Origin of the sequence: Azospirillum sp. A1-3, from assembly GCF_023806445.1 — a bacterium.
Taxonomy (GTDB): Bacteria; Pseudomonadota; Alphaproteobacteria; order Azospirillales; family Azospirillaceae; genus Azospirillum.
Map to the genome: position 1 here is coordinate 548,702 of NZ_JAMSLU010000004.1, position 20,275 is coordinate 568,976.

13 protein-coding genes are annotated in these 20,275 nt (G+C 69.1%); 3 read left to right on the forward strand and 10 right to left on the reverse strand.

Going from position 1 to position 20,275, the window contains the following annotated elements; all coding sequences use genetic code 11:
* Nucleotides 1-8 precede the first annotated feature (8 nt).
* Genes M5E06_RS23795 through bcsA form a run of 6 tightly spaced genes read right to left on the reverse strand, consistent with a single transcriptional unit; the run spans nt 9 to nt 10,146 of the window.
* Nucleotides 9-1,685 (reverse strand): tetratricopeptide repeat protein, encoded by a 1,677-nt coding sequence (locus M5E06_RS23795; protein ID WP_252140308.1) that lies wholly within the window; start codon nt 1,683-1,685, stop codon nt 9-11.
* A 51-nt stretch (nt 1,686-1,736) separates the two neighbouring features.
* Nucleotides 1,737-2,432 carry a cellulose biosynthesis protein BcsN gene (gene bcsN / locus M5E06_RS23800; protein ID WP_252140309.1) on the reverse strand — a complete coding sequence of 232 codons (696 nt, stop codon included), beginning with the start codon at nt 2,430-2,432 and terminating at the stop codon, nt 1,737-1,739.
* Between the two features lie 25 nt (nt 2,433-2,457).
* On the reverse strand, nt 2,458-4,257 hold the full coding sequence (locus tag M5E06_RS23805; protein ID WP_252140310.1) for a hypothetical protein: 1,800 nt from the start codon (nt 4,255-4,257) through the stop codon (nt 2,458-2,460).
* Nucleotides 4,254-5,300 (reverse strand): family 8 glycosyl hydrolase, encoded by a 1,047-nt coding sequence (locus M5E06_RS23810; RefSeq protein ID WP_252140311.1) that lies wholly within the window; start codon nt 5,298-5,300, stop codon nt 4,254-4,256. The genes M5E06_RS23805 and M5E06_RS23810 overlap by 4 nt, the downstream gene beginning before the upstream one ends.
* Nucleotides 5,297-7,846: a cellulose biosynthesis cyclic di-GMP-binding regulatory protein BcsB gene (locus M5E06_RS23815; protein ID WP_252140312.1), complete on the reverse strand. Its 2,550-nt coding sequence runs from the start codon at nt 7,844-7,846 to the stop codon at nt 5,297-5,299. The genes M5E06_RS23810 and M5E06_RS23815 overlap by 4 nt, the downstream gene beginning before the upstream one ends.
* 14 nt (nt 7,847-7,860) lie before the next feature.
* Nucleotides 7,861-10,146, reverse strand: a complete 2,286-nt coding sequence (bcsA, locus tag M5E06_RS23820) for a UDP-forming cellulose synthase catalytic subunit (protein ID WP_286208937.1) — start codon at nt 10,144-10,146, stop codon at nt 7,861-7,863.
* Nucleotides 10,147-10,430: 284 nt separating this feature from the next.
* On the opposite strand from bcsA, the gene M5E06_RS23825 reads away from it, so the two are divergent.
* From M5E06_RS23825 to M5E06_RS23835, 3 genes are read left to right on the forward strand one after another with little or no spacing between them, the layout of a single operon-like run.
* On the forward strand, nt 10,431-11,381 hold the full coding sequence (locus M5E06_RS23825; protein WP_252140314.1) for an AEC family transporter: 951 nt from the start codon (nt 10,431-10,433) through the stop codon (nt 11,379-11,381).
* A gap of 14 nt (nt 11,382-11,395) precedes the next feature.
* Entirely contained in the window at nt 11,396-11,872 is a 477-nt protein-coding gene (locus M5E06_RS23830) for an OsmC family protein (RefSeq protein ID WP_252140315.1), read from the forward strand.
* Nucleotides 11,869-12,555: a nitroreductase gene (locus tag M5E06_RS23835; RefSeq protein WP_109151778.1), complete on the forward strand. Its 687-nt coding sequence runs from the start codon at nt 11,869-11,871 to the stop codon at nt 12,553-12,555. Before M5E06_RS23830 ends, M5E06_RS23835 begins: the two co-directional genes overlap by 4 nt.
* Nucleotides 12,556-12,567: 12 nt before the next feature.
* Here M5E06_RS23835 and M5E06_RS23840 read toward each other — a convergent pair whose 3' ends face one another.
* From M5E06_RS23840 to M5E06_RS23855, 4 genes are all read right to left on the reverse strand, one after another.
* Entirely contained in the window at nt 12,568-12,966 is a 399-nt protein-coding gene (locus tag M5E06_RS23840; RefSeq protein ID WP_252140316.1) for a response regulator, read from the reverse strand.
* Nucleotides 12,967-13,003: 37 nt separating this feature from the next.
* Nucleotides 13,004-14,332 (reverse strand): sensor histidine kinase, encoded by a 1,329-nt coding sequence (locus M5E06_RS23845; RefSeq protein ID WP_252140317.1) that lies wholly within the window; start codon nt 14,330-14,332, stop codon nt 13,004-13,006.
* 148 nt (nt 14,333-14,480) lie between these two features.
* Complete coding sequence (locus M5E06_RS23850) at nt 14,481-17,078, reverse strand: PAS domain S-box protein (protein ID WP_252140318.1); 2,598 nt, start codon at nt 17,076-17,078, stop codon at nt 14,481-14,483.
* On the reverse strand, nt 17,075-20,014 hold the full coding sequence (locus M5E06_RS23855; RefSeq protein ID WP_252140319.1) for a chemotaxis protein CheB: 2,940 nt from the start codon (nt 20,012-20,014) through the stop codon (nt 17,075-17,077). Before M5E06_RS23855 ends, M5E06_RS23850 begins: the two co-directional genes overlap by 4 nt.
* Nucleotides 20,015-20,275: the final 261 nt, after the last annotated feature.

Consider the following 20,275-nt stretch of genomic DNA (forward strand, 5'->3'; position numbering starts at 1 on the left):
AGGCGGCCTCACTTCGCCAGAAAGTGCAGGAAGGGGAAGGCTTCGAAGTCGAAACGGATCAGGGCCGGTGCCCCGCCGCTGCGGACCAGATGGTCGTATGTGCAGTAGGGCGCCGCCTGATCCAGCCCCCAGAAAGCCCGGCCCTCGTCGAAATGCCGGCCGATATAGGCGACGACGAGGTCGAGATAGCGCTGGGCGGCCGGCGTCCGGTTGAAGGCGAGGAAGCCGGCGAGGAAATCGCGGGTCGGCCCACGGCCCCGCCGGTCCTGCATCACCGCCACGTCCCACGCCTGCCAATCGGCCATCGCAAGCCCCGGATCGGCGAGCAGCAGCGCATCCACATCGACCTGGATCACCGGCCCCGCCCCCTGCCGCAGAAGCTGCTGCGTCACCGCGAAACGGGCGGAGGCGAAATAGGTCAGCCGCACCGGCTCGGGCAGCGCGGCGAGGTCGATGGTCTCGAAGGAGACCGACAGCGGGGTATCGCCGTCGCCCGCCAGCCTCATCAGCTCCGCCTCGGTCTCTTCCGACGGGTTGACGACATGGACATGCAGGGCGCAGGACGGCGCCTTCTCCAGCCGGGTGGCGAGGAATCCGGCGCCGAAACGGCGCCAATAGGTCTCGTCGCAGCCCACCAACAGGATCGGCCGGCCATCGGCCTGCGGCGGGACCGGCAAGCGGCGGACGGCGCGGCTGAAGCATGCCGGCGGCTCGGCGGCCAGACCGTCGAAGAAGGCCGGTTCGCCGCGCACCATCGACCACAGCAGCATCTCGAAATCGGTGGCGATGTCCTGCGGCGTCCAATGGCGGGCGTGTTTGCGGAAATAGCGGCTGGCGAGGTCGAGCCGACCCCCGCGATACAGGCGATAGCAGACCACCGACAGGGCGACGCTGTCGCGCGGCTCCGCCATCAGCCGGCGGCGGGCGGCGGAGGCGATCCGTTCCAGCGTCGCATCGTCCATCACCCCGGTCTGGATCGCCACCACCGCCGTGCCGAACAGGTTCTTCACGGCATCGGCATGGCCGTCTGCCGCGGCATCGGCGAAGGCGGCGATGGCTTCCCCCAGGGCGATCCGGTCGACCGTCTGTCCGGCAGTGGCGAGCACCGCCGCCATCAGCCGGCTCGCCGCCAGCCGGCACAGGCCCAGCCGGTACCGGCAGTCGGCGCGGCCGGGATGGAGGGAGTCCAGCCGCCGGTAACACTCCTCCGCCTCATCCGTCCGCTCCTGGGCATAGAGGCAGTCGCCGAGCCGCAGCAGATAGGCGTCGGACTCGGGCGCCAGCCGCAAGGCCCGGCGCAGCGCAACGGCGGCACCGGCGCCGTCGTCCAGATCGGACAGGGCGCCGGCCAGATTGCCGAAGGGCTTGACCCACCCCGGATCGATGGCGGTCGCCGTCCGGTGATGAGCGGCGGCCCGATCCGCCTGCCCCGCCGCCCGCAGTGCCGATCCGAGATTATCGTGATAGGCGGCGCAGAGGGGATCCCGCCGGATCGCTTCGCCGATCAGCCGCACGGCTTCGGCGGACTGGCCAGACTGGTGGTGCAGCACGCCCAGCAGGTGCCACGCATCGGCGACCTCGGGGGCCGCCTGGATGATCTTCCGGTAGATGTCCGCCGCCTCGGCCAGGCGATTGCCCTGGTGCAGCCCGACGGCCATGCGCAGCGCTTCGGATACGGTGGTCATGGCGGGCGGGCTTCCGATGTGGGATCTTTCGTCGGAGACGGGATCTTTAGGCTACATCGCGCCCAGATCCTGCGCCTCCAGCACCGTTTCGGGTAAGGTCAGCGACAGCCCGTCGAAGGGCGCCAGCAAGGCGCGGATGTTGGAGCCGAGGCCGCAGGCCCGGTATTCCAGACGCACCGCCTCGATCCGTTCCGGCAGCATCCGCTTGTGGTCGGTGATCAGCTGCCACGCCAGGACGCAGCTGTTCTCCCCGTCCTGGGCGGTGACATAATCGTAGTCGCCGTAGCGGTTGCGGCGGGCGGCGTCGGCGACCTTGACGGTCATCTCCGGGAATTCGCGCTTGGTCGTCGCCAGCAGCGTTTCCATGGTGTATAGCGGCACCGGGAAGACGCGCGGCGGCTGGACCAGGGCGCCGAACAGGCTGTCGGGCAGGGTCTGCACGTCGACGGTCAGGCGGTTCTCGCCCGGCAGGACCGTTGGGTTGCCCAGCACGACGATGTAGGATTTGTAGACGGCGCCGGTGTCGCGCATGCGGGCGGCGACGATGGGGAAGTCGCGGCTGTCCGGCATGGTCACCGGCAGCGCCGTCGGCTGCACGCGCCGCCAGGGCGTGGGCGCCTGGGTCAGGTTGTCGCGAACCCAGCCGGCGCAGCCGGAGGTCAGCAGCGTCGCTGCCGCCAAAGCAGCCAACAGCGCCGCGCGCCTGCGGCCGGTCCGCGCCATACCGGAAATTGAAGTCTCGGGCATCGGGGCTCCCTTACCAGTCATGCCCTTACCAGTCATGGTAAATGGTCTTCCAGGTGATGCTCACGCCTTCGCGCGATTCCTCGGTGCTCAGCCGGTCGTCGACGGACTTGAACTGGGCATAGGCCTCGTCGAAGCGCATCAGGTTGTAGAGCGCCCAGCCGCGCAGGATCCCGAGGTTCCGCGGCTCCGGCGTCAGCTCCTTGCGGGCGTCGAGCAGGCGCAGCACGTCGTTGTAGCGCTTGTCCTCCAGCGCCCGGTTCGCCTCCGTCGCCATCAGCGACGCGCGGATCTCCGCCTTCTGCGCCGGGGTCATGTTGGCGCGCGGCAGGTCGCGGGTCAGGCCGACCGTGTCGCCGGTGGCCAGCCGCGCCACCGCCTGACCATAAGCGTTCTCCTGCGCCAGCGTCGCCTTCTGCGGCAGGCCGGACGCCGCCGGTGTACGCGTCGTCCCGGTGGATGCGCCGCCCTTCGCCGGTTCGCGCGCAGCCATCGCCTGCGCCTCGGCGAAGGCGGCCTCGGCCTCCGACGGGCGCTTCATCTCCAGCAGGCACCAGCCGCGCTGCTGCAGAAGGGCGGCGGTCGGACCGCTTTTGGCGATGCTGCTGCGGATGATGCTGAGGCACTCGGCGAAGTCGTGGCGGGCCAGCGCCCGGTCAAGCTCGCTCGGCCCCTGCGGACCGCTGCGGCCGCCACCGGCCCCACGGGGCGGATCCACCGCCTTCAGCGCCTGATCGATCCGGCTCGACTTGCCCTTCCACGGCGCCGCTGCGGCGCGGGCCTGAGCCTTCTCACCCAAGCCGTTGTAGGCCAGGACCAGCCCTTCCGCCGCCTTGTCGGACGGCGCCCAGCCGTTGGCCTGCGAGAACCAGCTCTGCGCCTCGGCGAAGTTCTTCTGCTTCTGGAAATACCAGCCGAGCGCGATGGCGCCGTCGGCATCCTGCTTGTCGCGGACGATGCCCTGGATGCGCGACAGGTCGGCCGCCGACAGGGCGCCGGGCTTCGCATTGCCCAGGCGCTCCAGCAGCCGGCCGGTCTCAAGCTCGGCCTCCGCGGTGCGGACGGTGGAGTAATCCTCCCCCTTCGCCGGGTTGGCGGTGGCGCCCAGCGCGGTCAGTTCGCGCAGCTGGTCCGGGCTGAGATAGCGCGACGCCTTGAAGATGGTGTCGCGCCGCTCCTTCGCCTTGGGGCAGGTGCTGACGATGGTCCGGTAGGTGTCGAAGGCGCGGTCGGCCTGCTTCAGCTCGGCATAGGCCTCGGCCAGCCGCCACGCATTGTCCAGCCGGTTGCAGGCCACCGCCTCCGGATGGGCGGCGGCGGCATCGACTACCTCCTGCCAGCGCTTGGTGTCGCTGGCCGAGCGGATGCGGCCGGCGCTTTCGGCGGTGTCGAGTTCCTGCAGAAGCTTGTCCGACGGCTGCCAGGACGACGATTTGCGCCGCTGTTCGGCGATGGCCGCCCGCGCCTCCGCCACCTTGCCGGCGGACATCAGGTTCCAGAACGGCGTCTCGTCGACGCCCGGGGTGGTCGGCTGCGGCGCGAACAGGTCCTTCGGCGGTTCCCAGCCCGGGTCGAGCGCGCGCAGCCGGGCGATCTCGGCCTCCAGCCGTTCGCCGTCGCCGATGCGGGCGTAATAGCGCAGCGCCGTCTCGTCCACCTTGCCGGCGGCGGGGGCGGAGCCGCTGCCGGGAGCCGGCGCCACCTCCACCTTCACGCCGGGGGCTAGCGCGCGGGCGCCGCCGTTCGACTGCGCCCATGCACCGGTTCCGGCAGCGGTGGCGGCGATGCCGGCGAGAAGAAGGGCCGAAAGAAGGACAGGACGGGTCACGGATCGATCCCCAGGCTTTGCGCCGCCAGCGCGGACAGATGGGCCAAGGTGGTGGAGTAATAGTCTTCGTCCGGCGCCAGCGGCGGCACCGTCACTGCGTCGCCCGCGCCCGCAAGACGGCAGGCCAAGCGGTAGACCGCCAGCATGCCGACCGATGCCGCCACCTGCGTGGTGGTGCCGCCCGGCAGCGAGACGGTGGCGGGAACCGCTGTGCCGCCGAACTTCGCGACCAAGGCGGCGAAGGGCCGGAAATAATAGGGATCGCGGTAGCCGTCCCACGCCAGATACAGCGGCACCCGCACGGCGTCGTAGCCGTACTGTTTCTTGAAGCCGTCGGCGATGCCCACCGTCCCGGCGGCATCCAGCGTCATCCAGTCCGGCGGCAGTTGGAACCCGCCGAAGCGCGCCTTCGACAGCAGCACCAGCCCGGCATCCGACAGCTTGCCCCAGCGTTCTCCGTCGGGCAGGGCGGCGAAAGCGCGAATGGCCGGAAAGATCCAGTAGCTAGGGTTGAGGACCAGCGTGTCGCCTTTGCGGAAGCCGTCGCGTCCCGGCAGCAGGACGGTCAGCCCGGCCTGCTCAACCAGCAGCCCGGAGGCCAGAGCCTTGACGATGGCGGTGGCGGCGGTGCGGTAGGCCTCGGCCTGCCAGACCTCGGCGGCGCGCAGCAGCGCCCAGGCGATCAGCATGTCGCCGTCCGACGCGTTGTTGCGGTCGGCAACCCCGCCGTCGGGCGTCCAGCGCCAGGCGGCCAGCCCGTCGCCGCGCACCATCAGCACGCGCTGGGTCCAGCCCCACAGCCGGTCGAAGGCGGCGCGGTCGCCCGCCGCCACTGCCAGCAGCATGCCGTAGCCCTGCCCTTCGGAATGGCTGATACCCTTGTTGCCGGTGTCGACGATCCGTCCTTCCGGCAGCAGGAAGCGCTCGGCATAGCGGTGCCACGCCGCCGCGTCGAAGGGCGCCGCGCACAGGTTTCCCGGCAAGGCCGCCGCCAGCCCGAGGGCGGCCGATCCGATCAGCAGGTCGCGCCGCGATGCCGTCATGATCCGCTCACTTCCTCCCCACTGCCGTCTCCCCCACTGCGTTCACGATGCCCACCCTTCAGCAGCAGGCGCATGCTGACCGTCAGCACCACCGCTGTGCCCAGCAGCAGGGCGAACAGGACCTCGATCCGCTGCGACAGGTTGCGGGCCAGAATCAGGATCAGATTGCCGATGTCAAAGGGATTGAGAATGATCTGGTAGGGGCGCGACGCCTCCACCGTGGTGACCGCCGGAGCCGCGCTGCTCCACAGCGCCCCGCCGCCGCGCAGCTTGTCCCACTGCTTCTCCCCTTGGCCCGCCTCGCCCAGGCTGCGCATCGCGCGGTCGATGGCGCGCGGGTCCGAAGCGGTCAGCAGGGTCCAGGTCAGCGGATCGTTGCCGGGAGCCCGGTATTGCAGCAGGGCCGCCTCCGGCAACGTCTCGGCGGTCTCGGTCAGCGCCACGACGTCGACCGGGGCATCCTCCACCGTCCAGTGGTTGATGTAGCGCGCGGCGACCGCCACCACCCGCCGCGCCCAATCGGGCAGCCAGCCATGTCCGGCGGCCGGTTCCCTGGCGTCGCCGGCCATCCGCTGCCAGCGGTTCGCCGTTCCGCCGTCGGCCGCCATCGCCGACCCCATCAGGCCGATCTGCCCCGACGTCTGCGCCGTTGCCCCCGGCCGTGCCGCACCGGCGCGGGCGGCGTTGCCGGACCAGCCCAGCCGCAGCCGGTCGGCCAAGGCGCGCCGGTCGGCCGCCGCCATCGGCTCGCCCCGTGCCTTGGCCTGGGCGATCAGCGATCCCGCCTCCAGCAGTCCGGCCAGACGGTCGGCGGGAAGCGGCGCGGTGGCGAAGACCGCCTGCGGCAGCGCCGCGACCGGGCCGACGATCAGCGCATTGTCGTTCGGCGCTCCGTCCCAGCCGGTGTAGGGCACCACCGCCATCAGGTCGCCGGCCCGCTGCGCCAGCTTGGCGGTCAGGCTCCAGGCGGCGCCGGACCAGGCGGGATCGCGCCCGACCACCACGAGGTCGAAGGGCGGCGCCGGCTCGCCCCCGGCAGTGCCGCCGTAGGGGAAGGCGGTGTTGGCGAAACCGCGCAGGTTGGGCAGGGTGACCAGACGGGCGAAGCCGGGAATTTCGATGCTGGAGCTGTCCAGCAGGGTGAAGGTCGGGCGCCGCACCGCAAAGACGCAGTCGGTGCCGCCGGCCGGCGGCAGTTCCGCCTCCACCTCGATCAGGTTGGGGCCGGGGCGGAACAGCGCCATCGCCAGCGGCATCTCGCCATTCTCGATGACGCCGCTGGACCGCTTGTCGACCTCCATGGCGCCGGCCGACTTGCCGTTGACCCGGACGTTCAGCACCGCACCGGGGCCAAGATTGCCTTCGAAGGCACCATTGACGTGGAACAGGATGGAACGGTCGCTGACCGGGGCGAAACCGGCCGGCAGCGTCAGGTCGAAATGGCCGGTGTAGCGGTATCCGCTGTGCTGCACCGTCTGGAAGCCCAGCTCCGAAAGGCGATAGCGCCCTTCCACCTGCACCGGTGGGGGCGGTGGAGCGGTGGGCGCGGTCGCGTCGGCGACGATCATCGCGGTCTGGGTCGGCAGCGGCCGAGTAACGTCGGAAAGCCGCATCACCGCCTGATCGACCTCCTGCTGCGTGCGGCCGGTGGCGACGGTGACAAAGCCGCCGCCGGTCCCGTCGGCTGCGGCCGGCAGGGGATAGACCGCCAGAAATGGGCCGGTGATGGCGGCGGCGCGCGCCTCCCCCAGGATCGGGGCGATGCGGTCGCGGGTGCCGATCAGGATGTTCTTGCCGCCGGGCAGCGGCAGGCTTTCCAGCGTCTGCGCCGCACCACCGGCGGGCTTGGCCGGCACCGGCACCGCCACCACGCGCGGGGTCCGGTCGCCCAGCAGCAGGCCATAGGACTGCGCCACCATCGCGCCCCAGCCGAGATGGTCGGCATCGATCTCGCTGCCGGGATAGAGGATCGCCAGCGGTTCGCGCGCCCGGTCGGCCGACGCCAGCAGCTGGCGCATCATCGCGAGATCCGGTTCCGGCACGCCGCCGTCCGACAGCAGGGTCAGCGAGGACGCCGCCAGATTGACCCGCGCCCACAGGTCGTAGGTGCCGCGGACCGTGCAGATGGCGCGGTGCTGGGCGCTGGTCTGGAAGACGATCTGGTTCTCGCCGGGACGGATCAGGCTGCCCGGCAGGGTGATGGAGGCGTTGACCGGTCCCCGGAAGGCGGAAAGCGGCAGGTCGGCCACCGGCGAGCCGTTGATGAAGACCGACATCGCCCCCTTCTCGGGCAGGATGTCGATGCCGTTCTCGTAGGTCAGCGCCAGCACGGCGGAGGTCAGCCCGACCACCGGCGGCAGGACGGCGCGCAGGACCACCGTCTCCGTCTCGCCGTTGAGGGTCACGTCCGGCTGGTCGTCGCGCAGGTTCGACAGCGGGATCACCCGCTTGTCCGCCGCCAGCAGCGGCGGCGCCCAGCCGATCCACAGGGACAGCAGAGCCAGCAGCATCCAGCCGGCCCGGCGGACGCCGGTATGATTGCGCATGCCCACCATCGCCGTTACGGAGCCTGGAAGGTCACGATGCGCCGCAGCGCGCCGGGCAGGGCCAGCAGCACATGCCCCAGCCGCGGCACCACCCGCGTGGCGAAGAACAGCAGCCCGCCGAAGAAGGTCGGCGCGGCCACCCGCTTGCGGTCCAGGAAGATGTCCCAACCGACGCTGTTGCCGAAGACGAAGCGTGCCATCTCCACGATGTCCTGGCGGTCACGCGGGGCGAATCCGGCGCCGACCGCCAGCTCGCCGCCGCGCATCTCGATGCGGAAGATGCGCACGCCGGTGGTGGTCGCCGCCTCCGTCTCCGTCGCGGCGATGGTCAGGACCGGCGTGCGGTCGGGCTGGGCCAGCAGATCGCGCCATTTCGGATCGACCAGCAGCCCGACGCCGCCGGCCGACACGTCGGCGACCATAAGGTCGATGCTGGTGCCGTCCTCGAATTTCAGGGCCGCCGGGCGGTCGACGGTGAAACGCTCCTGCCGGCGGACGCGCTTGCGCTCGTAGACAACGGCGAGGCCGCCCAGCGCCAGCAGGAAGCTCAGCGAACACCACACCGCCACCGGGACGATGGCGGCGCGATGTTCCGGGAAGATCGAATAGCGCCAGGCGCAGGCGGCCAGCCCGGCGGCCAGCAGCAGCGTGGTGACGATGAAGGGCGTGGCCAGCGGCGAAAAGCCGTCCTCGTCCACCGATTGGCCCTTGGCGGTCACCTTGAACACCGGGTCGCGCGGCCGGATCATCGTCGCCAGCGCCGCGCGGGAGACGTGGAAGGACTGCAGATATTCGTACAGTTCCGAGAACAGCGGCCAGCGCATCCGCCCGTGCAGGAACTGCGACAGGAAGGCGGCGGCGAAGACATGCGGAATGACGAAGCAGGCGAAGTCCGGCAGGTTGATGCGGTAGATCTCCAGCCCGAACAGGGCGTAGCACAGCGGCGACAGCAGGAAGATCGGCCGCCAGAACCAGAAGAACCAGTAAAGCATGGTGCTGGTGTAGCAGAGCCGCTGCGAGATGGTCAGGCCGCGCTTGAACAGCGGATTCTTCAGCAGGAACAGCTGGATCATGCCCTGGGTCCAGCGCGAGCGCTGGGCGATGAAGCTGTCGAAGGTTTCCGGCTGCAGCCCGGCGATCAGCGGGCGCGGCAGATAGACGCTGCGCCAGCCGCGCGAATGCAGCTCCAGCGCGGTCTCGCAATCCTCCGTCACCGTGTCGCCGCTGAAACCACCGACCTCTTCCAGCGCCGCGCGGCGCAGGATGGCGGCGGACCCGCAGAAGAAGGAGCCGTTCCAGCGGTCGAGCCCCGGCTGGATCGAGTAATAGAACATCTCGTTCTCGCTCGGCATCCGCTCGAAGGTGCCGAGGTTGTATTCGACCGGGTCGGGATTGACGAAGAAATGCGGCGTCTGCACCAGGAACAGGCCGGAATCCTGCTGGAAGAAGCCGACCGTCGCCTTCAGGATGCCGACCGTCGGCACATGGTCGGCGTCCAGGATCAGCAACAGATCGCCCGACGTCTTGTGAAAGGCGTGGTTGATATTGCCGGCCTTGGCATGCTCGTTGCGCGGCCGGGTCATGTAGGTGACCTGCAGCCGTTCGCACAGCGCCTGCAGCGTCCGGCGCCGCTCCTTCGCCGCGGCGGCCTGCGCCGGGTTGCTGTGGGCCAGCTTCTGGTCGGTGCCGCCGTCGTCCAGCAGATAGACGTGCAGCTTGTCGCGCGGGTAGTCGATGCAGACCGCGGCGGCCAACGTCGTCTCCAGCAGCTCCGGCTCCTCGTTGTAGGAGGGGATGTAGACGTCGACGCTGGGCCAGAGGGCGGGGTCGCCCGTCGGCTCCGACGGTTCGCGGGCGACGGGGTCGATGATGACGAACAGCGAGGTCAGGAACAGCACGAAGGACAGCGCTTCGGCCGCGAACAGCGTCACGCCGGGGATGAAGTTCACCAGATCGTCCACCGGCGGCATCGTGCCGGTCAGCCGCCAGAAGAAATAGCGGAAGGTGACGAAGGCCAGCAGCAGCACGGTCAGCGTGCGGGCATGCCAGAAGCGCTGAGCGAAGCGCCCCAGCACGAAGGCCGCCGCAACCACGCCGGCGGAAATGGCGGCGCTGGCAAATCTTCCGACGGGCAGGGCCGCCAGCGCAAGGAACAAACCCGCCGATAGCAACAATAGAATCCAGAGCAGAACCGACCGCAGCGAGAACCGGCGACTCTTCAGGCTCGACTGTCGTTTGGCTTGCTGCGCCTTATTGTTCAGAGGGCGAACAACGGTCTTGGCGCCGGACGAAGTTGTCATGCGGATCCGCGGAATGGGGCCATTCCACCTTAGTGGGTGCCCACTTATCGCTCAAGCTTCGTTACAAATCGTTACTGACTCGTGATAAAGATTGCTCAAAAGCCATGTTTGCCGGGCCGCGGCCTTCGTGACGACCCTCCCGGCCATGACGGACGCCGCCATCGCCCACACTCAGAGCCACGACTCGGGAAGGACACCGGCCCGCCGCGCAAACTGATCCTTTGCGCGGCTGCCTTGCACGGCGGCTTGGGCTTGGGGGGATGACGCGACGCGGGAATGCCGCCATGGTGGCTGACAATTCGTCCACCCACCGGTTGCAGCACGGGATCCGCACAGCCTCCATGCCCGCCTTCGCCCTTCTGTCCGACGCCTTCGCGGTGCTGGCCCCGGTCTTCCTTGTGGCGGCGCTGGGCTATGGCTGGACCCGTCGAAAGCTCCCCTACGACAGCGCCTTCATCACCACCTTCGCGATCAACGTGTCGTCGCCCTGTCTGGTCTTCTCGGCCCTGACCCGGCTGCACCTGTCGGCCGACGTGATGGGGGAGATGGCGCTGGCGGCGACCGCCTGCATGGCGCTGACCGCGCTGGCCTCGATCCCCGTGCTGCTGGCGAGCGGGCTGTCGCTGCGGGTCTATGTGCCGGCTATGGCCTTTCCGAACGCCGGCAACCTTGGTCTGCCGGTCTGCCTGTTCGCCTTCGGCGAGAACGGCCTCAGCCTTGCCGTGCTGTTCTATGCGGTGATGGCGGTCGGCCAGTTCACGCTCGGGCCGGCGCTGGCCGCCGGGCGGTTCGATCTGGGGCAGATGGCCCGCACGCCGACGATCTACACGGTGGCGCTGGCGGTGGCGATCCAACTGACCGGGCTGCCGCTGCCGGTGTGGATCGGAAACACCACCACGCTGCTGGGCAACTGCGCCGTGCCGCTGATGCTGTTCTCGCTGGGGGTGGCGTTGTCGAAGCTGCGGCTGTCGGGGGCGGTGCGGGCGCTGTCGATGTCGGCCTTCCGGCTGGCGGTGGGCTTCGCCATGGGGCTGTTGGTGGCCTGGGCGCTGGGGCTGACCGGGACGACGCGCGGCGTGGTGCTGGTGCAAAGCTCGATGCCGGTGGCGGTCTTCAACTATCTCTGGGCGCTACGCTACCGCAATTCGCCGGAGGATGTGGCGGGCATGGTGCTGGGGTCCACCGCCATGGCCTTCGTCGGGCTGCCGGCGCTTCTGATGATCGTGATGCAGTAGAAGGGAGGGAGTTCATGGCGCACAGGCAACACCGCTATGCCGTCCGGCTGGGCTGGACCGGCAATCTCGGCACCGGCACCTCGGCCTACAAGGCGTACAGCCGCGACCACGAGCTGACCGCCGGGACCAAGCCGGCCATTCCGGCCACCTCCGATCCGGCCTTCCGCGGCGATCCGGCGCGCTGGAACCCGGAGGAAATGCTGATCGGCGCCCTGTCCTCCTGCCACCAGCTCTGGTACCTGCATCTCTGCTCGGTCGCCGGCATCGTCGTCACAGCCTACAGCGACGATGCCGAGGGGGTGATGGAGGAGGAGGCCGACGGTGCCGGCCAGTTCACCACCGTCGTGCTGCGGCCGCGGGTGACCCTGGCGCCGGGATCGGACGCCGACAAGGCGCTGGCCCTGCACCACGACGCCGCGCAGAAATGCTTCATCGCCCGCTCCGTCAACTTCCCGGTCCGGCACGAGCCGACGGTGGAGGTCGAGGGATGAGCGGCGCCCCTCCCCTCTCCGCACTCGATGCCGTCGCCGGCCGGCGCAGCATCCGCGCCTTCCTGCCCACGCCGGTGGAGCGGGAGACGGTGCTGCGCATCCTCGACCTCGCCGCCCGCGCGCCCAGCGGTTCCAACATCCAGCCCTGGAAGGTCCATGCCATCGCCGGGGAGGCACGCGCCGCCCTGTCGGCCGACCTGCTGGCCGCCCATGAGGCGGGGGAGCCGGAGGTGCCGGAATATCCCTATTACCCGGAAAACTGGCGGGAGCCCTATCTCGGCCGCCGCCGCGCGGTGGGATGGGCGCTCTACGGCTCGATCGGCATCGGCAAGGGCGACCGCGAGCGGATGGCGCGCCAGCATGGCCGCAACTGGCTGTTCTTCGGGGCGCCGGTCGGGCTGTTCTTTTCGATCGACCGCGACATGGGCAAGGGTGCCTGGCTCGATCTCGGCATGTTCATGCAGAATGTCATGATCGTCGCCCGCGGCTTCGGGCTGGAGACCTGCCCGCAGGCGGCCTTCTGCTACCGCCACGCCATCACCGCCCGCCATCTGGGGCTGCCCGACACGGAAATCATCGCCAGCGGCATGGCGCTGGGCTTCGCCGACTGGTCGGCCCCGGAAAACAACTTCCCGACCGACCGCGAACCGGCCGAGGCGTTCACCCGCTTCACCGGCTTCTGAAAACGTCGCTTCTTAGAGGGTGACGAATCCGCTGGGCGCCGCCGGGGCGGGGGCGCAGGGCGACAGCAGCCGGGAGACGAAGGCGGCGGTCTGCACCAGGACGCGCGGCGAGAACGGCTTGGCGATATAGCCGAGCCCGATGCCGCCGGCCTGGGCCTTGCTGGGCGGGTTCCCGGTGGCGAAGACGCACGGAATCCCCAGCGCCTTAAGTTCACGGGCGACGTCCAGCCCGTTCGATCCGTTGGCCAGCTTGATGTCGACGAAGGCCATGTCGGGCCTCTCCTTCCCGGCCAGGGCGAGGGCGGAGGGCAGATCCTCAGCGATCCCCGTCACCTCGTGGCCGGCGGACTGAAGCGTCAGCGCCACGCCCTCGGCGATCAGAAATTCGTCTTCTATGATCAATATCTTCATTGTTTTTCTTGTAATTTTTGTACGTTGTCCGGAAACGTCACGCTTGGGTTGGCGCTCCCGGCTTCATGGGGAAAGTTAAAAGGAAGCGCGTGCCCGGAGTCAAACGTTCGATCTCCAGCTGCCCCCTTATCTGCCGCGTTAGATTGCGGACCGTGTTGAGCCCGAAGCCACCACCGCCGCCACTCCCGACCTCCTCGGGCAAACCGATGCCGTCGTCCGTGACGTCGATATGGACCTCATTCCCCTCAACCTCCATGTCCAGCCTGACGGTGCCGGTCCGCCCATCGGGGAAGGCGTGCTTGTAGCTGTTGGTCAGCAACTCGTTGACGATCAGCGCCACCGGGACCGCGGTGTCGACCGGCGCCGGCAGCGGCGTGCCCACCGCCACGCTCATCGCCGGCTCGCCGCCGCCCGCGCCGCTGGATGGGATGGCATTCTCGGCGATGCTGCGGATCAGGTCCGACAGTTCGACCGTGTCATACACCGCACCTTCGCCGTAGAGGCGGCGATGGACCTCGGCGATCGCCAGCACGCGGCTGCTGCTGTCCAGCAATTCCTGCCGCACCTCCTGACTGCGATGGCGGAGCGCCTGGGTCCGCAGCAGGTTGGCGACGATCTGCAGCGAGTTCTTCACCCGGTGGTTCACCTCGTCCAGCAGGATGCGGTTCTCCTGCAGCGCCACGGCCAGCGCCTGCCCCTCCGCCCGTTCCGCCCGATAGTCCCGCTCCAGCCGCCGGACGGTCGTGTAGCCGAGCCAGCCGGTCACCGTCACGAACAGCAGCCCATAGGCGATCATCAGCAGTTCGAGGATAGTGGCGTGGCGGCTGCGGCGGGCGAGCAGTTGGTCCTCCTCCGCCCGCATGGTGGCGGTCATCCGCCGGATCTCGGCCATCATGCCGGCGCCCGACCCGTCGCGGACCATGGCGAGCGCCCGCTCGATGCCGCCGTCCTCCACCTGCCGCAGGACCTCGGCCATCCGGGCGAGACGGTCGGCGGTCAGCGCGCGCAGGGCCTTCACCTTGTCCTGCTGGGCCGGGTTGTCGACGGTCAGGGAGCCGAGACGGTCCAGCAGCGCCCGGCTGCTCTCCACCCCCTCCTCGTAGGAGGCGAGATGGTCCCGGTCCTGCGACAGCAGAAAGCCGCGCTGGCTGGATTCGGCGTCGGACAGGTTGGACTGCAGGTCCTCGACCGTGGAGATGACCATGTGCGTGTGGTCGACCCAGTCGATGGCGCGGCGATATTCGATGAAGACGCCGACGAGAAGCAGGAAGCCGACGAACAGCCCGCCGAACAGCACCGCCGATACTCTGGCGGCACGGGCGCGAACCTGCCGCCGCGCGAGGCTGGCATCCGTGTTGGTGGGCATGGACCGTTCCCGCCTCTTGTCGACGACCGCCTGATCGCTGGTCCGGACAGTCTGTAGCTTCCCGCATGGGCGGCATTGACGTGAGTCAAATGCAACGGCACTGGAAAAAGTGCATAGGGATTACCCGTCCTATGATGGGAGTCCGCGGTCACCGGCCCAGCGCCGACGCCAGTGTGTCCTGCAGGCGGGCAGGCTGGATCGGCTTGTGCAGCAGCGCGCATTGCGCGCCGGCCGCCTCGCGCAGACGGTCGGCCGACGTGTCGCCGGTCAACAGAACGCCGGGAACGTCGCGCGACAGGCGGCGGCGGACCATGTCCATCACCATCAGCCCCGTGGTTCCTTCCGGCAGGCGATAGTCGGCGAGGATCAGGTCGGGCGGTTCGCCGGCGTCGATCAGGCTGTTCAGAAGCTGTTCCGCCTCCGCCCCGCTGCCCGCCTCCACCACGCGATAGCTCCAATCCTCAAGCATCAGGACCAGGGCCATGCGGATGACGGCGTCGTCCTCCACCAGCATGACCAGCCGGTCCGTGCCGCCGCCGGAGCGGGTGCCGTCGGCGTTCCCGCCGGCAACGGCCTGATCCCGACCATCCGCCTCGGCTTCCGTCAGCGGCAGGCTGACGGTGAAGCGGCTGCCGCGGCCGAGCGAGGAGGTCACGTCGATGACCCCGCCCAGCATGGTGACCAGCCGCCGGGCGATGCTCAGCCCCAGCCCCAACCCTTCCCGCCGGTCGCGGGCGGCATTGCCGACCTGGAAGAAGTCCTGGAAGATTCGGCCGATATGCTGGTCGGCGATGCCGATGCCGTTGTCCCAAACCTCGATCTGCAGACGGTCGCCGCGCCGCCGGGCGCCGAGCAGCACCCGGCCGCCGGGGGCGTAGCGCAGCGCGTTGGTCAGCAGGTTGCGCAGCACCCGCTCCAGCAGCCCCGGATCGGTCCGCGTCGTCAGCGGCGGAGCCACCAGACGCAGCCTCTGCCCGCCCTTTTCGGCCGCGTGAGCGAATTCGCCATGCAGCCGGGCCAGCAGGGCGGCGATGTCGACGGATTCCGGATTGGGGGCCACCAGCCCGGCCTCCAACTTCGAGATGTCGAGCATCCCGTCCAACATGCCGCCCAGCCCGCCGAGCGAGGACTGGATCTGCTCCGCCATTCGCCGCGCCCCGGCGGGAAGGCTTTCCTTCAGCAGCAGGTCGGACAGCAGCAGCAAGGCCTGCACCGGCTGGCGCAGATCGTGGCTCGCCGCCGCCAGGAAGCGTTCGCGGGCGTCCAGCGCCACGTTCAGGTCACGCTCCAGCGCCTTCACCGCGGTGATGTCGGCGACGCTGGACACCACGGCCTCCACCCCGCCGGCCTGATCGGCGACGGGATGGCTCGACACCCGCAGCCAGCGGGTGGGCGCGGTCGCCTCCTCCCCCTCGACCAGACCGATGATCCGTTCGACCACCGGCTTGCCGTTGCGCGCCGCCTCCGCCGCTGGGGGAAGCCCGTGCAGGCGGTTGCCGTTGGCGTCGATGAAGCGGCGGCCGGCGGTGGTCGGCGCCGGCTGCCCGTCCGCCGCGTCATAGGCGGATGCGGTGGGGTCGAGCAGCGCGCTGGCCGGGCCGTCCAGCAGCCGCTCCGCCATGGCATTCGCCAGCAGGTTGCGGCCGTCGGCGGCGGTCATCGCCAGCGCGTCGTGCAGCGACTGCACCAGCACCCGGTGCCGCCGTTCGCTGAGGTTCAGCGCCGCTTCCGCCGTCCGCCGCGCGGTGACGTCGCGGAAGGCGACGACGGCGCCCTGGATGCGCTCCTCCATCGGGGCGAGGCGCTTGCCCGACGCCAGCATCGGCGAGATGGAGATTTCCACCAGCAGCGCGCCGCCATCCTCGCGACGCAGCCTTTCACAGGCGACCCGGCGGGGCCGGCCATCGGTCAGCGACAGGGCCAGCGCGCGGGCCGCCCCGCCGGCCGGAACCGCGTCGCCCTCCCCGACCGGCAATCCCGCCTCGGTCTCCGGCGCCGGGCCGGCCAGCAGGTCCGACGGCGGCCGGCCGATCAGGTCGAGGTCTAGATGGCCGGTCATCGCCGTCGCCGCGGCGTTGACGAAGCGGATGCGGCCGTCGGCGTCTACCCCCAGGATGCCGTCTCCGACAGACTGAAGAATGTGGTGATAGTCGGCCCGCGCCCGCTCGGCGTCGTCGCGGGCCTGCTGCACCTCGCGCAGCCAGGCGTTGCGTTCGGTCAGGTCGGTGATGGTCAGCAGCACGTCGCCGCGGTCGCTGTCGTCCAGCGTCACCCGGCGGGCATCGGTCAGCCCGTCGATGATCGTGCCCTGCGGCCCAAGATAGCGGAATTCCTGCCGGATCCACTCGCCGCCGTCGCGCTGCCGGCCGAGGGCGGTGAACAGCCGGCCATGGTCGAGACTGTCGACCAGCAGGGTCAGCGGGCGCCCCTTCAGCCGCAGCATCGGCAGGCCGAACTGGCGTTCGGCGGCGCTGTTGGCCTCGCCGACGATGCCGGCGGCGTTCACCGCCAGACAGGCCAGCGGCACCGACTGGAAAAGCTGGAGATATTGCAGGCGCGACGCCTCCAGCGCCTGCTGGGCGCCGCGCAACTCCTCGTTCTGGATCTCCAGTTCGGCCTGATGGACGTACAGCTCGTGCAGCAGTTCCTTCATCGAGGTGGCGGTGACGTCCGCCGCCTCGAAATTTCCGCCGCTGAGGATGGTTTCGGCACGGCGCCGCAGACGGCCGGAGGAGTCCTCGCTCAATTCTCGCCTCCGCCGGCCTTACCGGCCCCGTCCAGTTGCAACTCCATCAGCCTGCGGTTGGTGATGTTGATGTGGCTGACGACGATGCCGCCGCCATGGTCGTTCAGGCGGGTGGCGTGCATCAGGAACCAGCGTTGCTCGTCGGGCGAATGGCAGGGATATTCGATGGTGAAGTGGTCGGCTTCACCGTCCAGGATGCGGCGCAGACCGTCATGCACCGCGCGGCCGATGCCGTCCTTTTCCCGCTCCTCCGGAGTGAGGCAGACGTCGAGATAGTTGCTGCCGACGCCGCAACGCTCCATCGCCGGGGCGCCGTTGCGCTGCGCGAAGCCCTGCCAGGCGGCGTTCACCATGACGATCCTGCCGTCGCGGTCGGTGACGGCGATATGCTCCGGCAGGCTGTCCAGCACCTTCTGCAGCCGCTCTTCCGCCAGCTTGGTGTCGGTCACGTCGACGAAGGTCACCACCACGCCGCCGACCTGATTCTTGTCGGTCAGGTAGGGCAGGATGCGGGTCAGCACCCAGCGGCCGTCATGGACGCGGACATGGCGCTCCATCGCCTCGTGCCCGTCGAACATCTTGCGGATGTCGCCCAGGAAGTTCGGATAGTCGATGTTGGTCGACAGATGCGCGATGGAGCGGCCGATGTCGCGCGGGATGATGTTGATGAAGCCGGCCGCCGCCGGGGTGAAGCGACGGATGACGAAATCGCCGTCCAGGAACACCGTGCCGATCTCGGTCGAGCGCAGCAGATTGTCCAGGTCGTTGGTGATCTCCGTCAGCTCCTCCACCTTCGCCTGATATTCGGCGTTGACGGAGTAAAGCTCCTCGTTGACCGACTGCAGTTCCTCGTTGGTGCTCTGTAGTTCCTCGTTTGAGGCCAGAAGTTCCTCGTTGGTGGCCTGCAGCTCCTCGTTGGCGGTTTCCAGCTCCTCGATGGTCGCCTGCAGGTTCTCGCCGCGCGACAGCAGCTCCTGCTCCAGCCCGCGGATGCGTTCGGCGGCGTCGGCATTCAGGTCGAAGTCGGAATCCGGCACCGACAGCGGCCGCAGGTTGGCGCGGTCCAGCACCACCAGGGCGAAGCGGCGCCCGGTCTTGCGCGCGACATAGGGCTGGACGCGCAGGCTGATCGCCGCAACGCCTTCGCGGTCCTTCACCGGGATGTTGGACAGCGCGAACTCCTCGCCGGAGCGGAAGGCGCGGTTCAGCGCGGTGCCCGTCACCATGGCGACCGACGACGGCAGCAGCTTCAGCACGTTCAGCGTCGCCTCGCCCGGCGGCACCTTCAGCAGCGAGGACGCGTCGCCGAACACATGCATGATCGTCATCTGTTCGTTGACCAGCAGGCAGGGCGGCACATAGGCCTTCATCAGCGCGGCCATCGCCTCGTCGATGGCGGCCCCCTCCTCCATCGCGTGGGATCCACCGTCCTCGCCATGCCGCGCCAGCGGGGCCGAGACGGTGGGCACCAGCAGCCGCGACAGCCGGAACCACCCGGCGCGCAGGCTCTGGAACACCTTGTTGCGGCTGTCCACCGTGTGGAAATCGCCTTGCAGGTCGCCCAGCGTCTCGCTGGTGCCCAGGAACAGGAAGCCGCCCTGGCGCAGCGCGTACTGGAACAGGCTGAGCACTTTGCGCTGCAGCGGCTGGTCCATATAGATCAGCAGGTTGCGGCAGCTCAGCAAATCGATCTTGGTAAAGGGCGGGTCGCGCATGATGTTGTGGGCGGCGAACACCACCATGCGGCGGATGTCGCGCGCCACCACATAGCTCTCGCCCTGTGCGGTGAAGAAGCGGGCGAGCCGTTCCTGCGACACGTCTTCGGCGATGGCACGCGGATACTCGCCCAGGCTCGCCACCTCGATGCTGTCCTGATCGATGTCGGTGGCGAAGATCTTGACGTCGAAACTGCGGCCCAACCGCTCCTGCGCCTCGGCGAACAGGATGGCGAGGGAATAGGCCTCCTCCCCGCTGGCGCAGCCGCAGACCCAGACGCGGATCATGTCGGTCGGGCTGCGGTTCGCCAGCAGACCGGGGATCACCCGGTCGGCCAGGACGCGGAAGGCCGCCTCGTCGCGGAAGAAGCGGGTGACGCCGATCAGCATCTCCTTGTAGAGATTGACCGCTTCGGCGCTGTTCCGCCGCAGCAGGGCGGCATACTCCTCCATCGACTCCAGCCCGGCGCCCTGCATCCGCCGTTCGATCCGCCGCAGCAGCGTCGCCAGCTTGTAATGCGAGAAATCGACCCCGGTGACGGAGCGGATGACCGCGATGATCTGGGCAAGCGGATCGTCGCCGTCCTCGCGCCGCTGCCGGGTGGGCATGGGACGGGCGCGGGTCAGTGCCTTGCGCGCATGCTCGATCAGCCGGGCCGGCAGGTCTTCCGGCGGCAGGGTAGCGTCGATCTGCCCGGTGGCGAGCGCGCTGCGCGGCATGCCGTCGAACTGCGCCGTCTCCGGCTGCTGGACCGCGGTGAAGCCGCCCGCCGACTTGATCGCCATCAGGCCGCGCGTGCCGTCCGACCCGGTGCCCGACAGGATCAACCCGATGGCGAACGGCCCCTGGTCGCGGGCGAGCGCGGTCAGGAAGATGTCGATCGGCAGGCTCATGCCGCTGCCGGCATCCTTGGTGGTCAGCCGCAGGCGGCAGTCCTCGATGGTCAAATGCTTGCCCGGCGGCAGCAGATAGACGGTGTTGCGCTGGACCGGCACGCCGTCGGTCGCCTGCACCACCTCCATCTCCGTGTGCTTGGCGAGCAGATCGACCATCAGGCTCTTGTGAACCGGCGACAGGTGCTGGACCACGACATAGGCGAGGTCGCTGTCGCCCGGCACCGCATCGAAGAATCGCTGCAACGCCTCCAGCCCGCCGGCCGAGGCACCGATGCCGACGATGCAGCAGGCCTGCTCCGGCGGTGCGCCATTTTCTGCCGGCATGGTCGCAACCTCCGCATTCTCCTGCGGTGTTGCGGTGTTCACATCAGGTTGCGTGACCGGTGTTTCCGTTGACACGGCGATAAACAAGTCCTTCCGGGGTGGGCTGTCGGTTCTTGGCGCAGGAGAGCCTTTGGCTATATCCGCCGCACTTGGTTTGGTCAACTTGGCTGTCGCAGGTCTTCTCCTCCAACGTCATCATTTTAATTGGAATGTATCCTATGAGCTATCGATTTGACTTTGGTTTTATAACGAATGTATCGT